The organism is Arthrobacter sp. AQ5-05, from assembly GCF_003287975.1.
Classification (GTDB): Bacteria; Actinomycetota; Actinomycetes; order Actinomycetales; family Micrococcaceae; genus Paeniglutamicibacter.
This window is the reverse complement of sequence record NZ_QMKQ01000043.1, coordinates 1-21976: the sequence shown is the minus strand read 5'-3', so window position 1 is coordinate 21976 and position 21976 is coordinate 1. Positions and strand designations below refer to the sequence as shown.

Annotated in this window: 17 protein-coding genes and 2 pseudogenes; 4 read left to right on the top strand and 15 right to left on the bottom strand. The window is 63.2% G+C overall.

The features are described from left to right. Positions 1 to 1131: 1131 nt before the first annotated feature. Positions 1132 to 1830, top strand: a complete 699-nt coding sequence (locus DQ353_RS20055) for a DUF4190 domain-containing protein (RefSeq protein ID WP_220094078.1) — start codon at positions 1132 to 1134, stop codon at positions 1828 to 1830. 1104 nt (positions 1831 to 2934) lie between these two features. Continuing rightward, positions 2935 to 6030, top strand: a complete 3096-nt coding sequence (locus DQ353_RS20045) for a DEAD/DEAH box helicase (protein ID WP_502696416.1) — start codon at positions 2935 to 2937, stop codon at positions 6028 to 6030. Between the two features lie 183 nt (positions 6031 to 6213). Here the strand turns inward: DQ353_RS20045 and DQ353_RS20040 are convergent, their stop codons facing one another. The 7 genes from DQ353_RS20040 to DQ353_RS22770 form a co-directional block, all read right to left on the bottom strand. Further along, positions 6214 to 6486: a hypothetical protein gene (locus DQ353_RS20040; protein WP_113764950.1), complete on the bottom strand. Its 273-nt coding sequence runs from the start codon at positions 6484 to 6486 to the stop codon at positions 6214 to 6216. A gap of 6 nt (positions 6487 to 6492) precedes the next feature. Then, entirely contained in the window at positions 6493 to 6726 is a 234-nt protein-coding gene (locus DQ353_RS20035) for a hypothetical protein (protein ID WP_113764946.1), read from the bottom strand. Between the two features lie 162 nt (positions 6727 to 6888). Beyond that, the gene (locus DQ353_RS20030; protein WP_113764945.1) at positions 6889 to 7494 is read right to left on the bottom strand and encodes a hypothetical protein; all 606 of its coding nucleotides are present in this window, start codon (positions 7492 to 7494) and stop codon (positions 6889 to 6891) included. Between the two features lie 27 nt (positions 7495 to 7521). Beyond that, entirely contained in the window at positions 7522 to 8109 is a 588-nt protein-coding gene (locus tag DQ353_RS20025; RefSeq protein WP_220094076.1) for a hypothetical protein, read from the bottom strand. 192 nt (positions 8110 to 8301) lie between these two features. Beyond that, positions 8302 to 8646, bottom strand: a complete 345-nt coding sequence (locus DQ353_RS20020; protein WP_146755355.1) for a hypothetical protein — start codon at positions 8644 to 8646, stop codon at positions 8302 to 8304. Then, the gene (locus DQ353_RS20015; protein WP_113764942.1) at positions 8639 to 9163 is read right to left on the bottom strand and encodes a DUF6398 domain-containing protein; all 525 of its coding nucleotides are present in this window, start codon (positions 9161 to 9163) and stop codon (positions 8639 to 8641) included. Before DQ353_RS20015 ends, DQ353_RS20020 begins: the two co-directional genes overlap by 8 nt. 804 nt (positions 9164 to 9967) lie before the next feature. After that, entirely contained in the window at positions 9968 to 12385 is a 2418-nt protein-coding gene (locus tag DQ353_RS22770) for an ABC transporter permease subunit (protein WP_181578527.1), read from the bottom strand. A gap of 161 nt (positions 12386 to 12546) precedes the next feature. Here DQ353_RS22770 and DQ353_RS20005 point away from each other — a divergent pair, with 161 nt between their 5' ends. Both DQ353_RS20005 and DQ353_RS20000 read left to right on the top strand, forming a co-directional pair. Then, the gene (locus DQ353_RS20005; RefSeq protein WP_113764940.1) at positions 12547 to 13254 is read left to right on the top strand and encodes a GntR family transcriptional regulator; all 708 of its coding nucleotides are present in this window, start codon (positions 12547 to 12549) and stop codon (positions 13252 to 13254) included. Beyond that, positions 13251 to 14099, top strand: coding sequence for an urea carboxylase-associated family protein (locus DQ353_RS20000; protein ID WP_113764939.1), 849 nt, complete (start codon positions 13251 to 13253; stop codon positions 14097 to 14099). Before DQ353_RS20005 ends, DQ353_RS20000 begins: the two co-directional genes overlap by 4 nt. A 975-nt stretch (positions 14100 to 15074) precedes the next feature. Here DQ353_RS20000 and DQ353_RS19990 read toward each other — a convergent pair. The 8 genes and pseudogenes from DQ353_RS19990 to DQ353_RS19955 all read right to left on the bottom strand — a co-directional run. Further along, positions 15075 to 15689, bottom strand: a pseudogene (locus DQ353_RS19990) (transposase); the annotation flags it as partial. Positions 15690 to 15801: 112 nt separating this feature from the next. Next, the gene (locus DQ353_RS19985; RefSeq protein WP_113764936.1) at positions 15802 to 16794 is read right to left on the bottom strand and encodes a tyrosine-type recombinase/integrase; all 993 of its coding nucleotides are present in this window, start codon (positions 16792 to 16794) and stop codon (positions 15802 to 15804) included. Continuing rightward, positions 16791 to 17741, bottom strand: coding sequence for a tyrosine-type recombinase/integrase (locus tag DQ353_RS19980; protein ID WP_181578526.1), 951 nt, complete (start codon positions 17739 to 17741; stop codon positions 16791 to 16793). The genes DQ353_RS19985 and DQ353_RS19980 overlap by 4 nt, the downstream gene beginning before the upstream one ends. Then, the gene (locus DQ353_RS19975) at positions 17738 to 18955 is read right to left on the bottom strand and encodes a tyrosine-type recombinase/integrase (RefSeq protein WP_113764934.1); all 1218 of its coding nucleotides are present in this window, start codon (positions 18953 to 18955) and stop codon (positions 17738 to 17740) included. Before DQ353_RS19975 ends, DQ353_RS19980 begins: the two co-directional genes overlap by 4 nt. A gap of 57 nt (positions 18956 to 19012) precedes the next feature. Then, positions 19013 to 19459 (bottom strand): helix-turn-helix domain-containing protein, encoded by a 447-nt coding sequence (locus tag DQ353_RS19970; RefSeq protein ID WP_113764933.1) that lies wholly within the window; start codon positions 19457 to 19459, stop codon positions 19013 to 19015. A gap of 2 nt (positions 19460 to 19461) precedes the next feature. Continuing rightward, positions 19462 to 19968 (bottom strand): transposase, encoded by a 507-nt coding sequence (locus DQ353_RS22060; RefSeq protein ID WP_220094075.1) that lies wholly within the window; start codon positions 19966 to 19968, stop codon positions 19462 to 19464. A 52-nt stretch (positions 19969 to 20020) separates the two neighbouring features. Next, positions 20021 to 20812 (bottom strand): esterase/lipase family protein, encoded by a 792-nt coding sequence (locus DQ353_RS19960; RefSeq protein ID WP_146755354.1) that lies wholly within the window; start codon positions 20810 to 20812, stop codon positions 20021 to 20023. A 147-nt stretch (positions 20813 to 20959) separates the two neighbouring features. After that, positions 20960 to 21508 (bottom strand): annotated as a pseudogene (locus tag DQ353_RS19955) (hypothetical protein). Positions 21509 to 21976 lie beyond the last annotated feature (468 nt).

Sequence of the window (21976 nt, the reverse complement as noted above, 5' to 3'; positions counted from 1 at the left end):
GGATGCCTCGGACATGAGAACCCGCCAACCTTCAGGTGGTGCCTAACTGCCTGCGAACACCTTCAGGATCCACCCGGCACCCCGTAAAACCGCGACAACACGCCGTACCGACCCCCTGACTAGTTACTTATCCCCAGAATATCAAGTTTTTTTAACACGAATTTTCGGCGACTTAGAGGACTTTTCGTTCAACCGCCAAATATTCCTAAAATATCCCGAGATCCCCAAATTTAGTGACGGTCAGAAACTGGTTATGCCATCACCGACGATGCCATCGAAGCTGTCACGAGCATTCTCGCCACCGGGAGCCAGCGACAGAGACCGGGCACGCCAGACCACCAAAGAGCGCCGAAGCCCACACCAAACGTTATGTCAGGCACGTGCCGCTCAGCGGATACCCCAGAGTCTCAGCAAAGGATCGGCTTGCGGGTACACGATTGGGCGTGCCGTTGATTGATGTCGAGGTCGAATACTGGCAGAGGTGCGGGCCGCGTGGCAGTGGATCTTCATGGAATTTCCGCAGGGTGGCGCGCGATACATCGACTCGTCTCGCATACAGAGATGCCCGGACAGTGTCCTCGACGCTCTGGGTGTTCGGTTCCTGGAACCCAGGGATGCGCCGTGGCGAGGAAACTTGTCGAGGTCCGGTGGCCGCCAGGTCTCCGCGGACCGGCAGATGCTGCCGGGATGCGCCATCTGCGGGCTCTGGGGGTTCCCCCTTGCCCGGGAATGGCAGCAGGCGCGGCCAGAGGGCCTTTCCGTTATCGATCATGTTGCCGTCCCCTGAAGCTGCCTTTTCGGTCTGGCCGTGTGTCTTTTGCCGGTGGTCGGGAGTCGGTTCCCCTTGGCTCTGTGGCGGTCGATCGGGCACGTGGTGGGATGGGCCGAGGTAACGAAAAAGCGCGTGTACTTCAGCCCCGAGTGCGCCGAGCACACCGGCGCGAAGCATCTCATTTCAGGGGAAAGAGCGAGTGGCTGTCGTTGGTCCCGGAAATCCCCGGTCCATGCTGTGCCGGGACCCCGTGTACATGCTCTTTTTCGATTAACCGATTTGTATCTTTGAAAGTTTCTAGATGGCATAGACTTACTGAAACAACCCAAGTCAAACCCATGAATCGAGCATTTCACTCCATGAACGAAACCACACCGACCACCGTCACTCCGTCTCTCCCTCCGTCGGCGCACAATCCGTATCCGAACACGCCACCGATGCCATATCAGCCCGAGCCGAAGTACAACCTGTTCTCGCTGATCTCCTTCATCAGCGCGTTCTTCATGTCGGTGCTCGCCATCGTCATGGGTCACATGGCCCTGTCGGAGATCAAGAAGACCGGCGAAAGGGGCCGGGGCCTCGCGCTGGCGGGGCTGATCCTGGGCTACCTGGGGACGCTGACTGGCGTGGGGTTCATCGCGGTGATGATTGTGGCTGCTGCCGCTTCACCCACCTCGGAGTTCTCCGTCTTCGACAGCAAGGCTCAGAGCGGCTTCACGCAGACGACACCGGATGAGCTCGAGCCGCAGGCCACGGATCTGCCCACGGCCGAGACCACCGTTTCGACGCAGTTCTGCGACGTACTGGCCACCATGAATGCGGGTGTCAGCAACGGCGCCGCGGCCGAGCAGACGCCTGAAGAGCTGTTGGGCTCGTACAAGCGTCTCGGAGAGGTCGCCAGTCCGAACCAGGCTGTATACGCGGAGTTCCATGACTTCGTGGCCGGTTCGAAAGCAACCACGCCTAGTTCCGCCGAGACCTCGGCGATCATGGACAAGGTGCAGGTCGCCTCGGTTTCAGATGCGCACGCGTGCGCGGAGCTGGGTGGCGGCAAGTAGCCACCCGACAATGCATACACAAGAACCACCTGTGACCCTGAGCTGGAGCCCGAAAAGTGGACTCGGTTGGTAAGGGTCTGCGCAGCGAGTGCATAGACCCGATATTGAATCGAGCTCAAGCACTCGAGCGTTAACGAGATGCGCTCGAGTGGCACAGGATATAGTCTCCGAGCTCGTTGGTGAATGCCTCGACGTTGGTGTGTTCGCGATGATGGAACTTTCCTCCGTCATGGGGTACATAGAGGCTGGTGCAACCGGCGCAGGCCGCACACGAAGAACGACGGGGTCAGCCCGCTGGCCGACCTGGGGCGCTACCGGTCCACCCTAGGTTCCGTGCCTGCGGTCTGAGCCAGGGAAGGAAATCAGGCGAACTGTTTCAAGAACTTGACCAGCTCAGTCCTGCTTACCGCGCGCGAGTCGAAGCCTGTCTCGTGGCCTGCCCATACACCAAGGGGAACGTTCCTTCTCTATTGACCCGGACGGGTACATCGACGGCGGGGCCGCGAACCCGTTTGCCCCGTCGAGGCAATCTATTTCCATGAAGACCTGCCCAACACTCGTATGGACCATGCCCGTGCAAATACGGAGCTCTATAAGGAGATGGGTCCGCCAAGGCGCTGCCGTGCGCGGCCCGCTGTCACTTGATGCTCCCCTAGTTGCCTCCGCGCCCCGGCAAGAAGCGCCGATCCGACTGATCCAGTCTTCGGTCCGGCTCCGCTAAGACGCGGGAGTGGTGCTTGAAGGATCAGAGACGTGTTTTGACGTCGGGTTTGGCTTTCAGATGACGCCGTGAGCCATCGGTGAGAGATACCCAATCAAGAATCCATTGCTTCAAGTACCCGAGGGGAGGGCCCGCGCACGTTGATCATGACGCACGAACTAGAATCTCAGATTGGTTCCACGAAGACTCTCAGTGGCACAATTTGCGCAGGACAGTTTCACCGATAATCAGCGCAGGGGTGAGAGTTGGAGGCTTCGATAGGTTGATTTGCTCGTCATCTGCTGTTGGGTACTGAAACGGATATCCATTTCGAGTAGCCTGGCAAGATGGAGATACCTGGGCAGAATAGCGCGATCGACTTGGGTGAAGGAATCTTCGAAAGCTTGATTACCGATCACTTGGCTGGCCGGCTTCAGCTGATTTCCGGTTACAACCAGTCAGTGGTGTCGGTAGATGCCGAGAACGCCCCGGGTGAATTGGCTCGCTTTCTCACGCAAGCCATTGAGGAAAGGTTGGGTGAGCTTGAACCTGACCAGATGATCGTTCTGTCCAACCAGGTTCTTGGCCTTCTGGGACGCACCGAAGACGTACTGCCAGGGCCCCAGAAACTCCTGGAGTTGCAACGCGATAACGGCGTTCGTACACGCTCGTTCAAACGGCCGCAGACCGCGTTGAGCGCGGCTGCCCTGCTTACGAATGGCCGGGAAGATCCACAACTTGCCGCGGAGCTGCGGGCCGAACTGTCATCGGCCGACCGCGTCGATCTGCTGTGCGCCTTCATCAAGTGGGAGGGTCTTCGTCTGCTTTCCGATTCTCTGGAGTCACTTAAGGACTATGGCATTCCGATGCGGGTCATCACCACCACCTATATGGGCGCCACCCAGCGCCACGCCATCGATGAGCTGGTCCGTCGATTCGGTGCCGAGGTCCGCATCAACTACGAGACCAACGCGACCAGGCTTCATGCCAAGGCCTGGATGTTCCACCGCAATTCCGGGTTCGATACCGCTTATGTCGGAAGCTCCAACTTAAGCCGACCGGCGCTGCTTGACGGGCTCGAATGGAACGTCCGGCTCTCGGGTGTGGCAACACCAGGTCTCCTGCAGAAGTTTGCGCTGACCTTCGACAGCTACTGGGAAGACGACGCCTTCGTTCCCTACGACCCCGACACCGACGCCGAACGGTTGGATGCGGCCCTGAAGCGCGCGGGCGGAACAACGGCGGAGCGCATGCTGGGATCCACCGGGCTTGAAGTTCTGCCGTTGCTGCACCAGAAAGAAATGCTGGAAGAACTCGAAGCTGCCCGTACAAATCGCAACGAGCATCGAAACCTGGTCGTTGCCGCGACGGGTACCGGCAAGACCGTCCTGGCGGCACTCGACTACAAGCGACTGTGCGAAGCTGCGGGCCGGAAACTCACGCTCTTGTTCGTGGCGCACCGCAAGGAAATCCTCGAGCAATCACTGATGACCTATCGCAAGGTCCTGGGCAAGGGCTCCTTTGGAGAGATGTTCGTGGACGGGCAGAAGCCGAAGACCTGGAAACATGTGTTCGCCAGCGTCCAATCCCTGGCTGCGCTCGGACTGTCGAAGATCGACCCACGGGCGTTTGACATCGTAGTGATCGATGAGTTCCACCATGCCGAGGCAATCTCGTATCGCCGGCTCATTGAGCACCTGAAGCCCATGGAACTTCTGGGTCTCACCGCTACACCCGAACGCGGCGACGGCATCAATGTTGCCGACACCTACTTTGAAGGCAAGATTGCCTCGGAGCTGCGTCTGTGGGATGCCCTGGACGCGGACCTGTTGGTGCCCTTCCACTACTTCGGTGTGGCGGACGACGTCGACCTTAGAGCCATCGAATGGAAGCGAGGGTCCTATGATCTGGAGCAGCTCAGCAACGTGTACACCGGCAACGACATCCGCGCACTGAAGATCATCAACGAACTTCGAGACAAGGTGCTCAGCACCTCAACGATGCGCGCACTGGGCTTTTGCGTTTCGGTCCAGCACGCACACTACATGGCCAAGGTCTTCAACGAGGCCGGAATCCCCTCGGTGGCGGTGTCGGGAAATTCAAGTACTGAGGAACGCGAGGGCGCGCTGGCCAAGTTGCGTGCCCGCGAACTGAATTGCGTCTTTGCAGTAGACCTCTTCAACGAGGGCCTTGATGTACCGGAGATCGATACGATCCTGCTGCTGCGTCCCACACAGAGCTCGACCATATTCCTGCAGCAACTTGGGCGTGGGCTGCGTCGGGCCGACGACAAAGCCGTGCTCACGGTGCTGGATTTCATTGGCCAGCAACGCCGGGAGTTCCGCTTCGACGTCAAGTACCGTGCCTTGTTGGATGTCTCGCGCAAGAAGCTGGAGCGCATCATTGATGACGGCGCACCCGGGCTGCCGTCGGGTTGCCAGCTGATGCTTGACCGGGTGGCACGAACCATTGTGCTGGAGAACGTCCGTGACCAGCTCAAGCTGAACAAACCGGCTTTGGTTCGTGAAATCAAGGCCCATGGGTTGCGCGGACTCGATGATTATCTTGAAGAATCAGGCCGGGACGTCAAGGACATCTACCGCAGAACGGGGGATTCTTGGACGGATCTCATGCGCCGTGCTGGCCTGATCTCCTCGCGCTCGCCCTGGGAAGAAGGCCTGGCCGCCATCGAGGATGATCAACAAAACGAGGAACGCGAATTGCTCAAACGGGTCACACGCTTCCTCCACGTTGACGACGCCGAACGAGCCGATGCGTATTCCGACCTGCTTTCCAAGGCTGCCCCCCGATACGCGGACCTGGATCAACGTGAGCAGACCTTTGCCCGCATGCTGTTCTTCACGTTCTGGGACAACGGCAATGGCTACGATTCCTATGATGTAGGGCTGGACCGGATTCGCGCGAACGGATATCTTGTCGAGGAATTGCGAGCAGCGTTTGCCCGAGGTGTGGCTCGCAGTTCGCATGCGCCAAAGGGGCTGCCGCTCGGCCTGCAACAGATCCCGTTGTACTCGCACGCCACCTACTGGCGGTCCGAAGTTCTCGCAGCCCTCGAGTACGGTTCCCTGGAGCAGGGCAAGGGCGTCAACCACCGTGAAGGAGTGGCCTGGTGCCCGCAGGCGAGCACCGATGCGCTGTTCGTGACGCTGGATAAGGATGAGGCAGTCCATAACCCGAACACGCTGTACAAGGACTATGCGATCAGTTCACGCCTCTTCCATTGGGAATCGCAAAACGCAACAAGTCCCACGAGCCCGACCGGCCAGCGGTACTTGAACAGTGAAGATCACGAGTCACACATCCTGCTCTTCACCCGTGATGCTGCCAAGGACAGTGACGGGATGGTCAGGCCTTTCATCTGTTTGGGCGCAGTCGACTACGTCAAGCACCAAGGCTCCAAGCCCATCGCCATCACGTGGAAGTTGCGGCGAGAGATGCCGGTCAGCGTATTCACGTCCGCGAGTGCAGTGGCGCGATAATCTTCCAGACTACTTGTCCCGGGAACCTTCCTCGAGGAGTTCACCGCGCGAAACCGTCCCTTTCCGTGAGCCTCCAGCCCGATCTATGCGACCAGCGTCCGCCACAAAGTGCGTGCCGGGCAAGCACATCCCGGTGTCCTCAAGCCATGGAACGTGAGTTTCCTTGATGGGGTGGCGGAAAGATTACGTGCTGGCGCCGTAGCGTTGGCGTGCGGCCTCGCCGCTGGTGCCGATCGCTTCGCCGACTTCGCGCCACGACATCCGCTGTTCACGGGCAGCAAGCACGGCTTCGGCGAGTTCCTGTTCGGCGGTGTCGCGCCGCCAGGCGGCGAGCTTGACGGCCAACACCGGTGGCACCGGGGCGTCCTGGTCACCCGGCTTCGGATCGTAGTTTTCGAAGGCGTCGGCGAGCTCGTCGGCGCGGGCCTTGATTTCTTCGATGGAACGTCGAGTCATGGTCAATCACCTCAAGTATTTGGATCGGGCCGGACGCATGGCGTGGGCGATGGCAATGACACCATGCCATTCGACCACCCCTGCCTCGACAAGGGGGCCGGTCGCATCGGGCCCGATGAACCTGGCCATCGAGTCGTCTTGCACGAAATGCCGGACAGGGAAACGGAGCGCGTGGAACGTTGCCGCATCCGTGACGCCATGCCGGTGAGCACTGTCGAGAATGGTCGGCTCAAACTCCATACACGCAAGGTTACTTGACACAAGTAACCTTGCAAAGGGTTTTCGCGGAACTCTCCCAACGCTGTCTCGACCGCGGCGCGCGTCGCTCGCCAGCTCCCTACCTTCCTCGAAACGACGGTAGAAACGCTTCCGTGGGTTCGCCACCGGCTGGCCCGGATTCTCCTAGGTGTTGTAGCGTCGTCGATGAAGAAATGGCTCACGTCGTGGACGCCGCGCCGGGCCAGACCTCCTCCAGCTCCCTGCGAAAAGCAACGTGTCACGGGTAGCGGGTGGACCAGTCCCGGAACCAGGATTCTCCGGCATTTTGTCACCGCGGGCCAGCGACAGCGCCCGTGCACCGTGGGCCAGCCATTCGGTCGCCTTCGGGTATTCGCCGCGGCGATTGTCCGTCACGATCGCATCGACGTCGCGGCCAAGCTGGCCCAGCGCCGCCTCGATCCGGGATTCCAAGGCCGCGGGATCCGGTGCTTCGGTGCCAATCCGTGACGCGAACAGTTCGGCGAGAGTCGGAATTCCCTCTTTGTCCGGTGTGCCAAACCGCTCGTACATCGAGGCGCTCCAATTGACCGTAATCAGGTAGCTGCTTGCCCAGATGCTCGCGTGCTCGGCACCGTCAAGCGCCTTGGACGCGGAAACCAGCAGATAAGGAACGAGGATCGAGCCGGAGACCTCCCTCTCACGCTGGATCGGTGGCAGCGACAACAGCCTCGTGGCACGTTCCACCTCGCCGGAGAGCAACAACAGGCAGCTGAACAGCGGGCCTCCCAAGACCTCGGTTTGCTCGCCGGATTCGGCTTACGTCAGTTCTTCGGCCATGACCCGCGCCGGGTCGCCCAGCTGCGCGGCGGCATGATGCAGCACCAGCAGGCGGTTCGCATCGGGTCGGCTGCGCCATGCCAGGTGCCTGGCTTCAAGGACCGCCTCGGCATCGGGCGCGCTGAGCTCGGCCAGCTCCTCGGCGATGGCTGCCCTATTGTAGGAGCCGATTGCTTCAGCAGCCAGCGCCTCCCGCGCGGCATCGGCAGCCCGCGAGTCGTCACCGGCGGAGCGCATTGCCTGGATCCATGCCAGGTACAGGCTGCCCTGGCCCGGGCCGGGCTCGCGGGCCAACTCACCGAGGCTGCCAAGGCCTCCGGACATCACGGCGGCTTCAATCAGCAACGTGCGGACCAGTTTGTTGCCGCGGTCACCGTCGGATAGCGCCTCGGCCCACAACGGCAGGAAGCCATCGAGGTCGGGAAGATCCTCCGGCGCGCAGTCGCGGATGCCTTGCAGGCCCGGTTCCTCACCCGGCAGCGGGAGCCTCATCCATTGCCTGAGCAGTTCGCCGGCACGTTCTTCGGGCGCGCTGGTTTCGTAGACGGCGCGCAGGAATTGGCTCATGGACTCATGGAGGTTGGCATCCAGCATCACCACCGCCGGTTCCTGTCCGGAGAAGGTTCCGACCTCGTCGTCGAGCTCCAGTGCGTCGAATACCTTGCGGTAGGCAGCCCGGGCCAGACCTAGGTTGCCGGTGCTGAACGCTTCGTGCGCTGCATGGAAATAGTCCGCGATCTCATAGGTCCAGGATTCGTTTCAATAGGAGCGTTCATCGTGGATGTCGTGGTCCCAGCCGAAGCCCTCGAAGAAGTCGCCTGCTGCAACGCGCTCGGCGAAGTCGTCGATCTCGGCCAGCAGCGGGTCGGAGTCCACCGGCCACGTCAGATCCCGGGTCGCCGGCAGGAGCTGCACCGCAGGAAGATGCCCTTCGGAGTCGCTGCCGGGGGACAGGAAGATGTCCAGGAAGGTGCGGCGTTCCTCGGCGGGGATGCCGGCCGCATGGGTGTGTAGCGCCCGCTGCAGTTCCGGAAGGCTTAGCTGCTCCAACCGCTGCCCCAAGGAGGTGAGTAGATCGCGCAGGCTCAGTGGATTCCTACTCATCGGTGGATTCCTCGCCGGGTATGTACGGAATCAGGCCCAAGTCGAACGCCCGGCGCTGGAACTCGACAGGGAGCAAGCGAACGTCGATCGGCAGCCCGTCGATGAGCAGCGTCCAGGCGGGTGGGTTTTTGTCCATCAGATCCGGATGCGTGAATTCTGGATCCATCATGCCGATCTTCAACAGGTTGCGCACCATGGTGCCCTTGTTGGACATGGTGGCCTTTTTGACGCCCATCAAATCGCCCAATTGCTGCGCGCCCAGGTGCATCGGCTGCGAGGGGTCAAACAGGAAGTTATTCGATGCCAGTGCGTAGATGACCCCGCCGGCCCAGATCCGCAGGTCCCCGCGCAGCAGCGGGGAGGGGCGCTTGCGCGCGAGCTTGCCCACCACGTTGCGGCACAGCTGGGCGTACTTCGCATCCAGGTGCAACAGGCAGAATTCATCGGTGATCCCGATGACCGTGGCCCCCCTTTCCTGCACGTCCTTGGGCATCTTCGGATCTTTCAGTTCTGCCACCGGGTTCCTTTTCGTGTTGTTCCATCTCTTTTTCCAGCAACACGGTACACAGGCGCGGAGCCGGGGGAGTTCGGCGCAGTCCCTCCAACCTCCAGATCTTCCGGTGCCCGCATGCGGACACCGGGGCATCCCTCGAGGGCTTCATTGCGTGCCACTGGTCCTTTGCTGTAGTTTTTCGTGCCCGCGCCATGCCGCCGGCGTCCGTTGCACAAAGGGTGTCGGGAGTGGTGCAACGGATTGTCTAGACATTGACCGAACTCCCTCACACCGCCAACGTGATGGACGAAGTTTCTGGCGTTGCCATTTTCGTTCCGCATCACGATCTGCTGAGCTGCCTGTGCCACTTTGAGGTCGCAGGGGGTAGACCTCGCGAACAATCCGCTCAACGGACATTGCCCCAGATGTTCCAACGTCTCGGAGTTGTGGTCGGGAATCGACCACGTCCAGACCCGCACCGAACCGAAAGCCACTGGATCCTCTGCTCCGGGCCCCGGAGTGAACCGGTGCCCGGAGCCGCAGTATGGAGGGCGGCATGTTCCCGGTTCGGCACGCTTAATGCAGGGATCAACTGCTGCGCAGGTCTCCCGGGAACGCGCATCCGGCTGCCGACTCATGGACCAGTGCGGGCCGATCCAGGTCTCCGGCCGGCAACCCGACCACCATGCAGTCTCTCCCCGGTCCGATGTAGCCCCCGACAGCGGGCAACGTGGCGGTCAGCGGGCCCACAGACAGGGTTCGTGCCACCGGAGTGTATTCCGGAGGCACGAAGCCTGGAAGGTTGCGTGTTGCGCTTCGGCCGGCTATTTAAGCGGTTGCCATGACGCGCGTGAGGAAGCGCTGGGTCCGCTCGTGCTGCGGGTTGTCGAAGATCTCGGACGCGGGACCTTCCTCGACCACCACGCCTTGGTCCATGAAGACGACCCAATCGGCCACCTCGCGGGCGAAACGCATCTCGTGGGTGACCACCACCATGGTCAATCCCTCGGACGCGAGCTCGCTCATGACCTGGAGGACTTCGTCGACCAATTCCGGGTCGAGCGCGGAGGTGGGTTCGTCGAAGAGCATGACGTCCGGGGACATCGCCAACGCGCGGGCGATGGCCACTCGCTGTTGCTGGCCGCCAGAGAGCTGGTGCGGGTACTTGTCGGCGTGCGCCTCCATGCCGACCTTGCGCAACTGGAGAATGGCGTTGGCCTTGACCTCGGCCTGGGAGAGCCGGCCCCGGTGGGTGGGTGCGAAGGTGACGTTTTCCAGGACGGTCTTGTGCGGGAACAGGTTGAACTGCTGGAACACCATGCCGATGCGCTCGCGGGTGCGGGCCAGTTCCTTGTCGGATACCGGCTTGTGCACCCCGGAGGCGGTGAGCTGGTAGCCCACCGGCGCCCCGCGGTAGAGCACGTCGCCTGAATCGATCGACTCCATGGCGTTGAGGGTGCGGATCATGGTGGTCTTGCCGGAACCGGACGGGCCGATCACGGCCACGACCTCGCCCCTGTGCACCTTGAGGTCCACGCCCTTGAGGACCTCGGTGGAACCGAAGGACTTGCGCTCGGCCACGGCCTCGATGACGACCTCGCCGTAGTGCGGCGTGGAGACACGGCGGGACGGAACCGGAAGTTCACCGGTGTCGGTTGTGGCCTTGGCTGCGAGGCTGACATTGAGCCCGCGGCGTCGGAAATCCAAGCGCCGTTCGTAGTACTTTAGGGCCTGGTCGAACACCGTCACCAGCAGGACGTAGTACATGGCCACCGCGGCTAGGGTTTCCAGGACCTTGAAGTTCTGTGTGTACAGGCGCTGGCCGACCAGCAGGATCTCGGTCAAGGAGATTGCGGAGACCAGCGAGGTGAGCTTGATGATGGTGACCAGCTGGTTGCCCAGGGCCGGAAGGGCCACACGGAAGGCCTGCGGGATCACGATGTGCCGTTGCACGCCTCCCCACGGGATGCCCAGCGCGCGTGCTGCCTCGCCTTGGCCTCCGGCCACGGCCGAGAGCCCGCCGCGGTGGATCTCGGAGATGTACGCGGTCTCGGAGAGCACCAAGGCGATCAGGCCAGCCATGAACGGGGAACCGACGATGGGACGCAGCTCGGGAATGACTTGCGGGACGTTGTACACGAAGATCAGCAAGACCAGCAGCGGCAGGGAGCGGAAGAACCAGACGTAGACATCGAGCACCTTGCGCAGCCACGCCTGGCGCGACTGCCGGCCCAGCGCCACCGCCATGCCGAGCACCACCGAGATGCCCCACGCCAGGGCTGAAAGTCCGATGACGGTCAGGGTCGCCATCCAAAAGTCCTTCTGGGCGAACAAGCTCAGGAAGTAGCCCAGGTCAAAACCGAAGGAGGACTTTGCCTCGTCGGCATTTTGGGTGGATCCGTCTGCGTTGCCCAGGGCCTTGGCGATCTGGGCCTCGTCGGGCTCGGTGAGGTTGTACTTGGCCAAGAGCGCTTGGTAACTGCCATTGGACTTCATCGCCTCAAGCCCGTCGCGCAGTTGCTTCTCCAGCTCGGCGTTGCCCTTGGCCACGGCGAGACCGACCGGCACGGGGAAGAGCAGGTCCGTGCTGGTGATGGTGATCTTTCCGGAGGCGCTGTCGACCGCGGTCTTTGCCACGGCGGCGTCGGTCACCTGCGCATCGACCTGGCCGGAGAGCAGGGCCTGGGTGCCTTCGGCATCGGCGGTGAAGTCTCGGACGTCGATGGGTTCCTTGCTGGCGGAGGTGCATTCGGCGCTGGCGGTGTCGCGCAGCTGGGTCGCGACCTCGCCACCCTTGATGACTGCCACCGACATCCCGCACAGCCCCGTGGCGTCCGTGGCCGGGGTTGCCGAGGCGGGCATGACTATCGAATTGCCCGTGGTGAAGTAGGGAATGTAGTCCACCTGCCGGGCCCGTTCGGGCGTCAAGTAGAGGGCGGAGGCAATGACGTCGAAGTGGTCCGACTTCAGTCCCGTGACAAGCTGTTCAAACCGGGTGTCCATGAACTCCGGCGTCGTGTTCATTTCCCCCGCCATTGCCCGCATGAAGTCTGGGTCGAAACCGGAGGCCTCCCCGTCTTTCATGTACGTGTAGGGCGGGTAGGTCAGGTCCGACCCCACCCGGAGCGTTCCGTCGTTTCCGGCCGAGGCCTGGGCTGCGCCCAGGGGCAGGGATGCAATGCATAGGGCGGCCGCCACCAACAGTAGAACTCTGCGGGCGGAACGCAGGAATGTGGTCCAAGTCATGTGACGAAGGTACAGATCGTTGAACAATCCTGTCAACGTCCAAGTGCGAAAGGGCGAAAAATTAGCCCAAGATGACAACGATCTAGCGGAATTTGGCATTTTTGACCTTCGGTCACGAGAGTTATTGACTTCAGATTGTTCAACACTGGTATTCTGTGCCAATGACCACGTCAACTGCAGCCGCCGCCTTGGAACTCCCTGCCGCGGAGACCGTCCAGGCGTCCTTGCGTCAAAAGATCACCGAAGGATTCCTGCTTCCCGGGTCCCGATTGCTGGACCAGCCCCTGGCCGAGGAATACGGCGTCTCGCGGAACACCGTGCGGGACGCCTTGCGTCTGCTCACCACGGACGGACTGGTGGTTTCCGTACGCAATGCGGGAAGTTCCGTGCGCATCCTCTCCGTGGCGGACATCCACGACATCTATACGGCACGACGCCTGATCGAGACCGGCGCAGTCGCCCAAAGCTCCACGGCCTCGGACGAACTCTTGTCCGAGTTGGACCGGGCAGCGTCGTTGAGCGAACGCTACGTGGGCGCAGGGGACTGGAACAAGGTGGGCACTTCGAGCCTGGCATTCCACCAGTGCATCGTGAAGTTGGTGCGCTCGGAGCGGGTGGACGGATTCTTCAACAACCTGGCCGCGCAACTCCGCCTGGCCTTCGCCGTGATGCCGGATGAAAGCGCATTCCAGGTTTCCTGGGTGGGCAGGGACCGGGACATTGCGGACCTGATCCTCTCCGGCCGCCGCGACGAGGCCACCACACAACTTATCGACTACCTCAACGAGTCGGAAGCCCAAATCATTGACGGTGTTCGCGCGGCCACGCGCGCCCGGCTGAAGCCCGAAAACCCCGAAAGGACATCATGAACGACCCGATCACGGCCTCCCTGACCGACGCAGCCTACAAGGGGCCAGCCCTGGAGGTGGACAGGGAATTCTATGGCTCCATCGCCCGCTCGCTGGACTCGCGCACCCTGGTGGATTCCTTTGAAATCCCGATCCGCTCCGGCAAGGCCTGGAAAGTCCCCGCTGGACACGCCTGCCGCTTGCTGACCGTGGACGGACCCCAGGTGGGCGATTTGAATATCTGGAATTTCAACAACCCGCGCGAGCGCTTCTGGGCAGCGCGAACCCGCCAGCTCCAGGCCGCCCACGTCACCACCTATGACCGGCTCTGGTCAAACCTTCCCTACCTGCGCCCGTTGGCGACCATCACCGCCGACACGTTGGAAGACTACGGCGTGGATGGCGACGGTGGCCGTGTCCACGACACGCTGGGAACCCGCTGCGATCCATACGTGAACCGCATGCTCACCGGCGAGGACTTCGATTACCACTGCCACTCGAACCTGACCCGGGCCGTGCTGCCGTTCGGGCTTACAGAGTTCGACGTCCATGATGTGTTGAACGTCTTCCAATGCACCGGGTTGAACGACAGGGACCAGTACTTCATGAAGTCCTGCCCGGCCAGGGTCGGCGACTACTTCGAGGTCTTCGCCGAACAGGACCTGTTGATGGCCCTGTCCACATGCCCGGGTGGGGACCTTTCCCTTCCCATGTGGGGCGACGGCGCCCACGACCCCGTTGAGGTGTGCCGCCCCATCGGCGTCGAGGTCTACAAGATCGCCGACGAGGTGCTGGGAGACTGGGTCTCTCCGGGGCTGCCGGAATACGCCGGCGCCCACGGGCTAAAGCCACAGCCCTGGGTCTAAGCGCGGGACTGCAGGATGCCGCGCGCCGTCCGCTCCGGCGCTCGGCACCCTTTGGCAGTTCTTCGCCCGACCGTTTTGGGTAGCAAGGCAACGGGCAGAGAATTTCTGGCACTGGCACTGGCACTGGCACTGGCACTTGGGCCTCGGCTCACAGGTCCCGGCCCTCGGCCTCGACCTGCCCCGGAGCTCGTTGGGCGCCCCGATCGCACCGGGCAACGGCGTAGCCGGTTGGTTTGAGATCACGGCCCCGTGCTCTGGGGACGGCGCATCGGTCGAAGCAGCAACCGCAGATATCTGGGTTGGGAGGAATCAAGACGCCGGCCAAGCCGTACGCCTCATTCCCGTCGGGTTCTCCACGGTGGGCTCAAGGTCAGCCAGCTGCTGGGCATCCGTACGAACGCACCATCGCACAGGTTATCCCTGGCAGGTTCGTCGTGGGATCAACCCAGCGCGGAGAGTTGCGGCTCAACTACTTTCCGGCAGGCGTCCGGGGCGGCTGCGCCGAGGACCAGGTTATTGCCCCGGTCGCGATTGCCCGCACCACCCCAATTCTGCCGGGACGTTTACGTGCTACCTCTGCGCGATTGGTCCGGAACCCCGAAGGGAACAGGGGGAGTCGGCTTGGTCATTCACCCGCAGTAGGGGACGGTGAGGAACGAGATTCTCCGGAAGTCAGGGCCATGGAGGTGCGGCTGGGCAGTACCTGGCGTGAGAAGAAATCGATGCGTGATTCGGCGGAATTCATTGGCGTGATCTAGCCCGAGGAGGGAAGGGCCCAGGAAGGCTTGGACACGGTGCAGGGGTCGGAGCGGGGACGTGCGCGGACGTTGTGGCCTTTGCTCAATTTCCCAGATGGTCATCAACGGCGCGCAGCAGACGCACATCCCCCAAAAGACGAAAATGCCCCGCCGTGGCGAGCCGGATGTCGATGGCCCCTCGGAATTTGTCAAATCAAATGAGACGTGGTCGTGGTCGTTAATGGATCGAAGGCTCGGCCCTTTTGGCCGGGTCGTTGATCGCGGCCTTCAGCGGCAGCGGGGGCGCGGCCGGGCGGCGTGCAAAGCGCTCGGGATGTCTTCGGTAGGCCCTGTCCAGGGTGGCCTGGCGCTGGTCGCGCACGGCCTCGGCCGTGCCGTAGTGCACGCTGGCCGGGGTGTGGTATCCGATGCCGGAGTGCCGGTGCTCGTGGTTGTAGTAGGCGGTGAATCCCTCCATCCAGGCCCGCGCCTCGTTCACCGAGGCGAACCGTTCCGGGTAGTCGGAGGTGTATTTCATGGTCTTGAACTGGGCTTCCGAAAACGGATTGTCATTCGAGGTGCGGGGCCGCGAGTGGGACCGGGTGATGTCCATGTCGACCAGCATCGAGGCCAGGGCCTTGGACGTCATCGCGGCCCCGCCGTCGGCATGCAGGTACCCGGGCTGCTGCCCTCCGTTCTCCGCCACGATCTCCTGGACCAGGTCGGCGGCCAGCTGGCCGTCCTCGATCTTTTCAACCCGCCACCCCACGACGTAGCGGGAGAAGATGTCCAGGACCACGTAGGCGTGGTACCAGATTCCCTTCGCCGGACCACGCATTTTGGTTATGTCCCACGACCTATGCCGATATCGGCATAGGAGCTGTTATGCCGAGGTTGTGGTTATGCCGATATCGGTGTCGGCGGCCCGGGTTCCGGCGGCGACCGGGGCCGTCTTATCGGCATAATCAGAGCGCCTCGAGGAACGCAATGACGGCGTCCGTGGGCTGGTAGCGGCCCAGGGCGGCGACCGCGGACGGGGCGACCTTCGCGATGGCGTTCTCCTTGAGGGTCATGTCTGCATGGATGTAGATATTCGTCGTTGAAACCTGCTCGTGGCCCAGCCAGAGCGCGATGACCGTGGTGTCGACCCCGGATTGGAGCAGCCTCATCGCAGCCGTGTGACGCATCGTGTGGGCGGTGACCCGCTTGCCGTTCAACGACGGGCGTGATGCCGCAGCGGTGGCCACCGCGACGCGCAGACGCTGTTCGATCGCGTCCCGGCTGAGTCGGCGCCCGGTTGTGGTCGTGAACAGCGGGTCCTCGGCGGTGCCGCCGCGTTCCGCGATCCAGCTGCCCAGGATCTCCAGGACCGCCGGGAGCAATGGTGTCCGTCGTTCCTTGCGGCCCTTGCCCAGGCAATGGACGTGCGGCCCGGTTCCGGTGTGGATGTCCGCGATGTTCAGGCCGATCAGTTCGCCGACGCGTAGCCCAGTCTGGATCGCCAGGCTGAAGAGTGCATGGTCACGGCGGCCGGTCCTGGTGCCTTGGTTGCAGGCGGCCAGCAACGCATCGGCCTCGTTGTGGTCGAGCCAGGAGACGATGTTGCGTTGGATTCGCGCGGTCGGAATTGCCAGGACCCGCTGGATCACCGCCGCCTGCTCGGGGTGGCGCAGTGCGGCGTAGGCGAACAGCGAATGGATGGCCGCCAGGCGGGCGTTGCGGGTCCGCACGCTGTTTCCCCGGACCGTCTCCAAAAGGGTGAGGAACCCGGTGATGGTGCCCGCATCCAGGTCACTGATCGCCATGGCCGAGGGCGTCTTGCCCGTCTGCTCCTGAACGTGGCCAAGCAGCAGCTTGAAGGTGTCCCGGTAGGAGGCGATCGTGTTCGGACTGGCCTGGCGCTGGGTCATCAACCGATCGGTGAAGAAAGACTGCAGCAAAGGGGCGAAACTGGTCATGGCTTTTCCTGCCCTTCCGCAGTGGCGGCGCCGGCAGCCAGCCGGGCCGAGGCATGGGCCAACAGTTCGGGGACCGCGCTGAGATACCAATAGGTGTTGGCCGGGTCGCTGTGCCCCAAATACGTTGAGAGCGCGGGCATCATGGCCGCGACGTCAGCCCCCTCGCGGTACCAACCCAGCAGGGCATTTACGGCGAAGGCATGTCTCAGGTCATGCATCCGGGGATGCAGCCGATGGGTTTGTATCCCGGCTGCGCCGGCTGCCTGCCGGAACGCCATCAGGACGTTGTGATAGGGAAGCCGGTCGCCGTCACGGTTGATGAAAAACGATGCACCGCCGGCGTATCTCTGCTGCTCATGCCCATCACGCCACGACGAGTACCGGCCCAATGCCGCGGTGGTGCTCCCATGCAGCGGCACCAGTCGCTGGTGGCGAGATTTGCCGCTGCTAACCGTTAATATCCCGGCTTCAAGGTCGACATCGTCACGGTCCAGGCCCAGCGCTTCACCGACCCTGAGCCCGGTGGCAGCCAGCAGCCCAAACAACGTGGGATAGGTGCGTGCCCGGATCCCGTGGCCGAGATGCCCCGCGGCCTCGATCAGCGCGGAGGTCTCGGCGCTGGTGTAAATGTACGGTGCCGTCCGGTGGACGGGGTGGGCGAAGATCCCCTGGGGCGGGATCTGGTGGGCGGGGTCCACCGCGTGCATATAGGTGGCAAAACCCCGCACGGCCCTGAGCCGCCTGGCCGCACGAGCCACGGGGTTGCCCGTTCCACTGAAGGAGGCCTGCGCCCACGAGACGGCATTAGCGGTGGTGATGCTCGGGCTGCCGCTGGCGGCCAAGTCGGTCGTGTACCGGCCCAACAGCCGTTCGTCCTCTGCCAGGTGGGAACCGAGTTGGCGACGGAGCCGCAGGTAGTCGGCCACGTGTTCCTCCCACCCGTTCATGACAGGCTCCCCTCGGCGGCCCATGGCTGGGCCAAGGTGCGCAGCCGGGTCACATCGACGCGGGCATAATTTGCGGTGGTGACCGGGTCGTTATGGCGCAGCACCTGCCCGATCGCGGCCAGTGGCACCTCGGCTCTGACCATGGCCTCACCCAGGGAATGGCGCAGCCGGTGCGCTCCGAAGGGCTGCATCCCGGCACGCTTGCACGCGCGCACGACGATTGCCCAGACGGCCGGAGAGCTGAGCCCGCGCCACGGCGCCTTGACCGTGCTGAACGCCTCGCGCAGATCCGGTGCAGCCGGGCGGGCATGGAGCAGGTAATCAGCGATTGCCGCGCCGACTTCGTCGGGCAGGGGCAGCCGTTCGTCCTTGGACCCCTTGCCTTGGACCATGAATTCGCCGTGGTGCCAGTCGATGTCCTCCAGGCGCAGCCCCGCGACTTCACCGGCGCGCAACCCCAACCGCGCGAGCAGGAGGACCATCGCATAGTCGCGTTTCCCCACCGCAGTGTTCCGATCGCAGGCATCCAGCAGGGACTGGATCTGGCCCGGGCTCACGCCAATTGGCAGCAGCGAGGGCTGTGGCAACCGCACCACCAGGGTCGCGCCGGTCAGGTCGCGATCCAGCTCTCCGACCAGGACGCAGAAGCGCAGAAACGAACGCAACACGTAGCCGAATTTCTTCACCGAAACGGGTTTCCTGCCCTCGCCCTCGTCCAGCAACGCCCGAACGACATCAGCCGCGCTCAGGGCGCGGAGGCCTTCCGCCGGGGTGTAGCCGTTGAGGAATCGGCGTGCCCGGGACACCTGCGCCTGGACGGAGATCTCCTTCAGCCGCCGCTCATCACGCAGGTATTCCTCGAACCAGATCAGCACGGGCGGATCCTGGATCTGCCGCGGCGAAGCCACCTCCACGGCGATTCTTCCCGAGGCGGCCAGCCACTTCAGCAGCGGTTTCAGGGCCCGGCGGCTGAAGAGCGTGGCATGCGATGCCCGCCGCTCAACGAGGAACATTTCGATGGCTTCCACCGTCAGGTTTTCCACCAGCAGGCCCCTGGATTGGAGCCAGCGGCTCAGGTGCCTCATGAGGCTCAGCTGGCCCCGCATCGAGAAGGCTGTGAATCCCAGCCGGATCAGCTCAGTCTCGAATCCTTCAATGTACGTTTCCAACGGGGCAGCGGAATGCTCCCGGCTCGATGTGCCAACAAGCTCCATGATGTCGTTTCCTTGTCTCCTGAATTGATGGGAAACAAGTCGAACACGCGCCGATGATTATGCCGATAAGACGGCCCCGGGCGCCGCCGGAACCCAGGCCGCCGACACCGGTATCGGCATAACCACAACCTCGGCATAACACGACCATACGTCGCATGGTTTGGTGGCCATCAGCTCGGGGATCGCCCGCGGCGGGTGGGTGGCCTGCCGGCGGCGCTCCCCGCCCAGGCCGGCGTCCTTCAGCACCCGGTACATGGTCCGCAGCGAGCACCAATAGCGTCCTTCGTCCAGCTCCCGGGCGTAGACCTGGGTGGGTGAGAGGTTCGCGTACTCCTGGCGGTTGAGCATGGCCAGGACCCCGGCCCGCTCGGCATCCGAGAGCTCGGCCGGGTGCTGCGCCTTGGGCCAGGGCCCGTGCATCCGGGGCTTGGGGCTGGCTTGGCGGTGGTGGGTGGCCCGGGAGCGGCCCGCCAGTGTGCAGGACCTCACCACCCCGAGGTGCACGGTCAGTTCCTCGACGGTCCGGGCCTGCCAGGCTTGGTGGCCGGTGCGGCTGATTGCGCGTTCTTCGACGAGAGAGCTTCCAAGAACGCGACTCCTTTTCCCAGGACGTCCAGGGCGGCGTCCGAGGACGCCAGCTGCCCGCGGGTCCGCTCGTGGGCGGCCCGTTCGGCGGCAAGCTCCTTGGCCAGCCGGGCGATCTCGGACTGCTCGGCCGTTGCCTTGGGCCGGCCGCGGGGCGCTGCCGGCTTCCTCTCGAGGGCCCCGGCCCGGAAGGCTGCGCGCCATTCCTGGATGTGTGAGTCGTAGAGCCGTTCGCGGCGCAGGATCGCGCCCTTGGTGCCGTTCGGTGCCGCATCGTATTCCTGCACGATCGCGCGCTTGAACTCGGTGGTGAAAGTCCGGCGTGCCGATCGGTTGGTGCGCGGCCCCTGGCCCTGGTCCGGGTGGTTCCGTCCGGGTGCGTCCTCGGGTCCGGGCTGTCCGGTTCCGGCTGCTGGTGTTGTGGTCATGGCGTGGTTTCCCTCCTGCCTTCAGCCTCCATTCTCGTTCAAGAGGCGGTCTCTAACGAGTCTGGCGGAGAGGGCCTTCCAGGTGGCTGCCCCAGGGAATATGGGGATCGAAGACGCTGTAGATCGAGACGATCTTGGCATTCGCCTTCAGCCTTGTCGCAAGCTTGAGCAGGTCGCCGTCCTTCGGGGTGAATGCGCGAAGGCTGCGGACCGGAGCGAACCGCGCGTACACCGACCCAGAGAACGGCGTGCTGATGGCGATCATTCGCTTGACGCGGAAAGCTTCCGACGAGGTACTCATCAAGTGTTTTCCAATCAGCCCGCCCTTGCTGTGGGCGAGCAGGATGACATCGTGGAGGTCGGCTTCGTCCAGGAAAGCGGCCACCAAGGCGGACATGGCCGGTATCGTTCCCCTGTTGTAGCCGATGCCGCTGATGGCGTGCACCGGGTGGCCGGCGCGGTGCAGGTGCTTGGCCACCGGAAGCAGCAACTGCCAGGTCTCCCAGATCCCCGGTATGAGCACGATGGGTGCGGCGTGCGGCACGGTCTCGTTCAGCAGGGAACGATCGCACCCGGGCCGGAGGATTGCCCGGACTTGCCAGTACCCTGCGTACAGGTAGTCCAGCAGCCAGGAAGTGGCCAGCCGGCGTCGGTGCTCCGCAGCCGCCAAGGCTTTGGAAAATGCCCCCATCATCCTGGGGACACCACTTCGGGTGCCCAAGGGCGGCAACAGATGCCCGGGCACGAGCGGTTTGCCGTTTGTTTCGCCCGGGCCGCGTGCAACCGCGCGTGCCGGTTGCACGCGGCTTCTGGGACGGAAGGCCTCGGTCATCTTTCTCTTCATGTTTCCTGCCGCTCGGTTCCTGGCTGGCCAAAGCCCCCGGTTTGGCCTCCACCGCATGGCTGTGCTGTCCGGGAAGTCAGATCGAGTTGGCACCCGTATCCGCCTTGGAGGCGCCTGCGGGGTCTGCCGGCGACCGAGATAATCCGCTTAGGAACGCTTCACGAGACCGAGCGTGACATTTTTGGGCCGCTGCATCTCCCCGTGATGGGCCCCGAGCACAATGCCCGCGGCCGCGAAACCCGGTAGCAGCCACTGCAGCAGCTGCAGCTGCTTCTGGGCCTTCGCCAGTTCCGCAGAGGTGCCGGCACCCGGCTCGGTGGCTCCGCGGGCCCCTTCCTAGGACAGCTCATCCACTTTCTTTCCCAGGACGGCCGCGTACAACGTGGCGCCGGCTCCGGCCACAGTCACCGCGGTCTTGATCCAGGTTGCGGACATCACGCCGTGCTGCGCCGCGTAGCGACCCTTGTTCTCCCAAAGGATGGGCCCCAAGGAAGCCAAGTGCGCCGCGAAGGCACCGGCTTGGACCGGTGCCCATTTCTTCCAGCCCAGGCTGGAGAGCCGGGTCCTTTCCGTGGCGTCCTTGGCTTCCGACGTTGCACCGTTCAAGCCCACCGCCCCCATGGGGGATCCGCCAAACCACGCGGCGGTTGACAGGTCGTGAACGGATCGTGCCAGCAGGTTTCCAGACCTGGGCAAAGCTCCCTTTCATCGGGGCGGTTGGTGCTTTCCGCCTTCCTGCACCGTGTGAAGGAAGTAAAGGATAATGACGTTGGCCCGCGGAGAATTCCCGGAAAACCGACGATCCGGTGCACCCACCGGAGATACCGGAAGGCCGTGCCCAGGGCATTGCCACTACCCCAGCCACGAGAAGACGATGCCAGCTGGTTTCGGAACTTGTCTTGATCAGCCCCGTCACCGACCCCGCCCGCCGCTCCGCTCTCTGGCACGCCCTGGCCTTGGCGCTGGACAGCTTAATGGAGCGACCCCTCACCAACGCCATGGTTTTCACGGACTACGTCCGCTGCGGGATTTCCTGGTATGGCGGTCATAGTTCAAAAGCGGTTCCGAAAAAAGATTGATCCCGGCGCGTTAATCCTGTCCTGTATCCTGCGACAGTGTTAATTTTGGGCTATGCGAACCCCACAACTCAGCGATGAAGAGCGC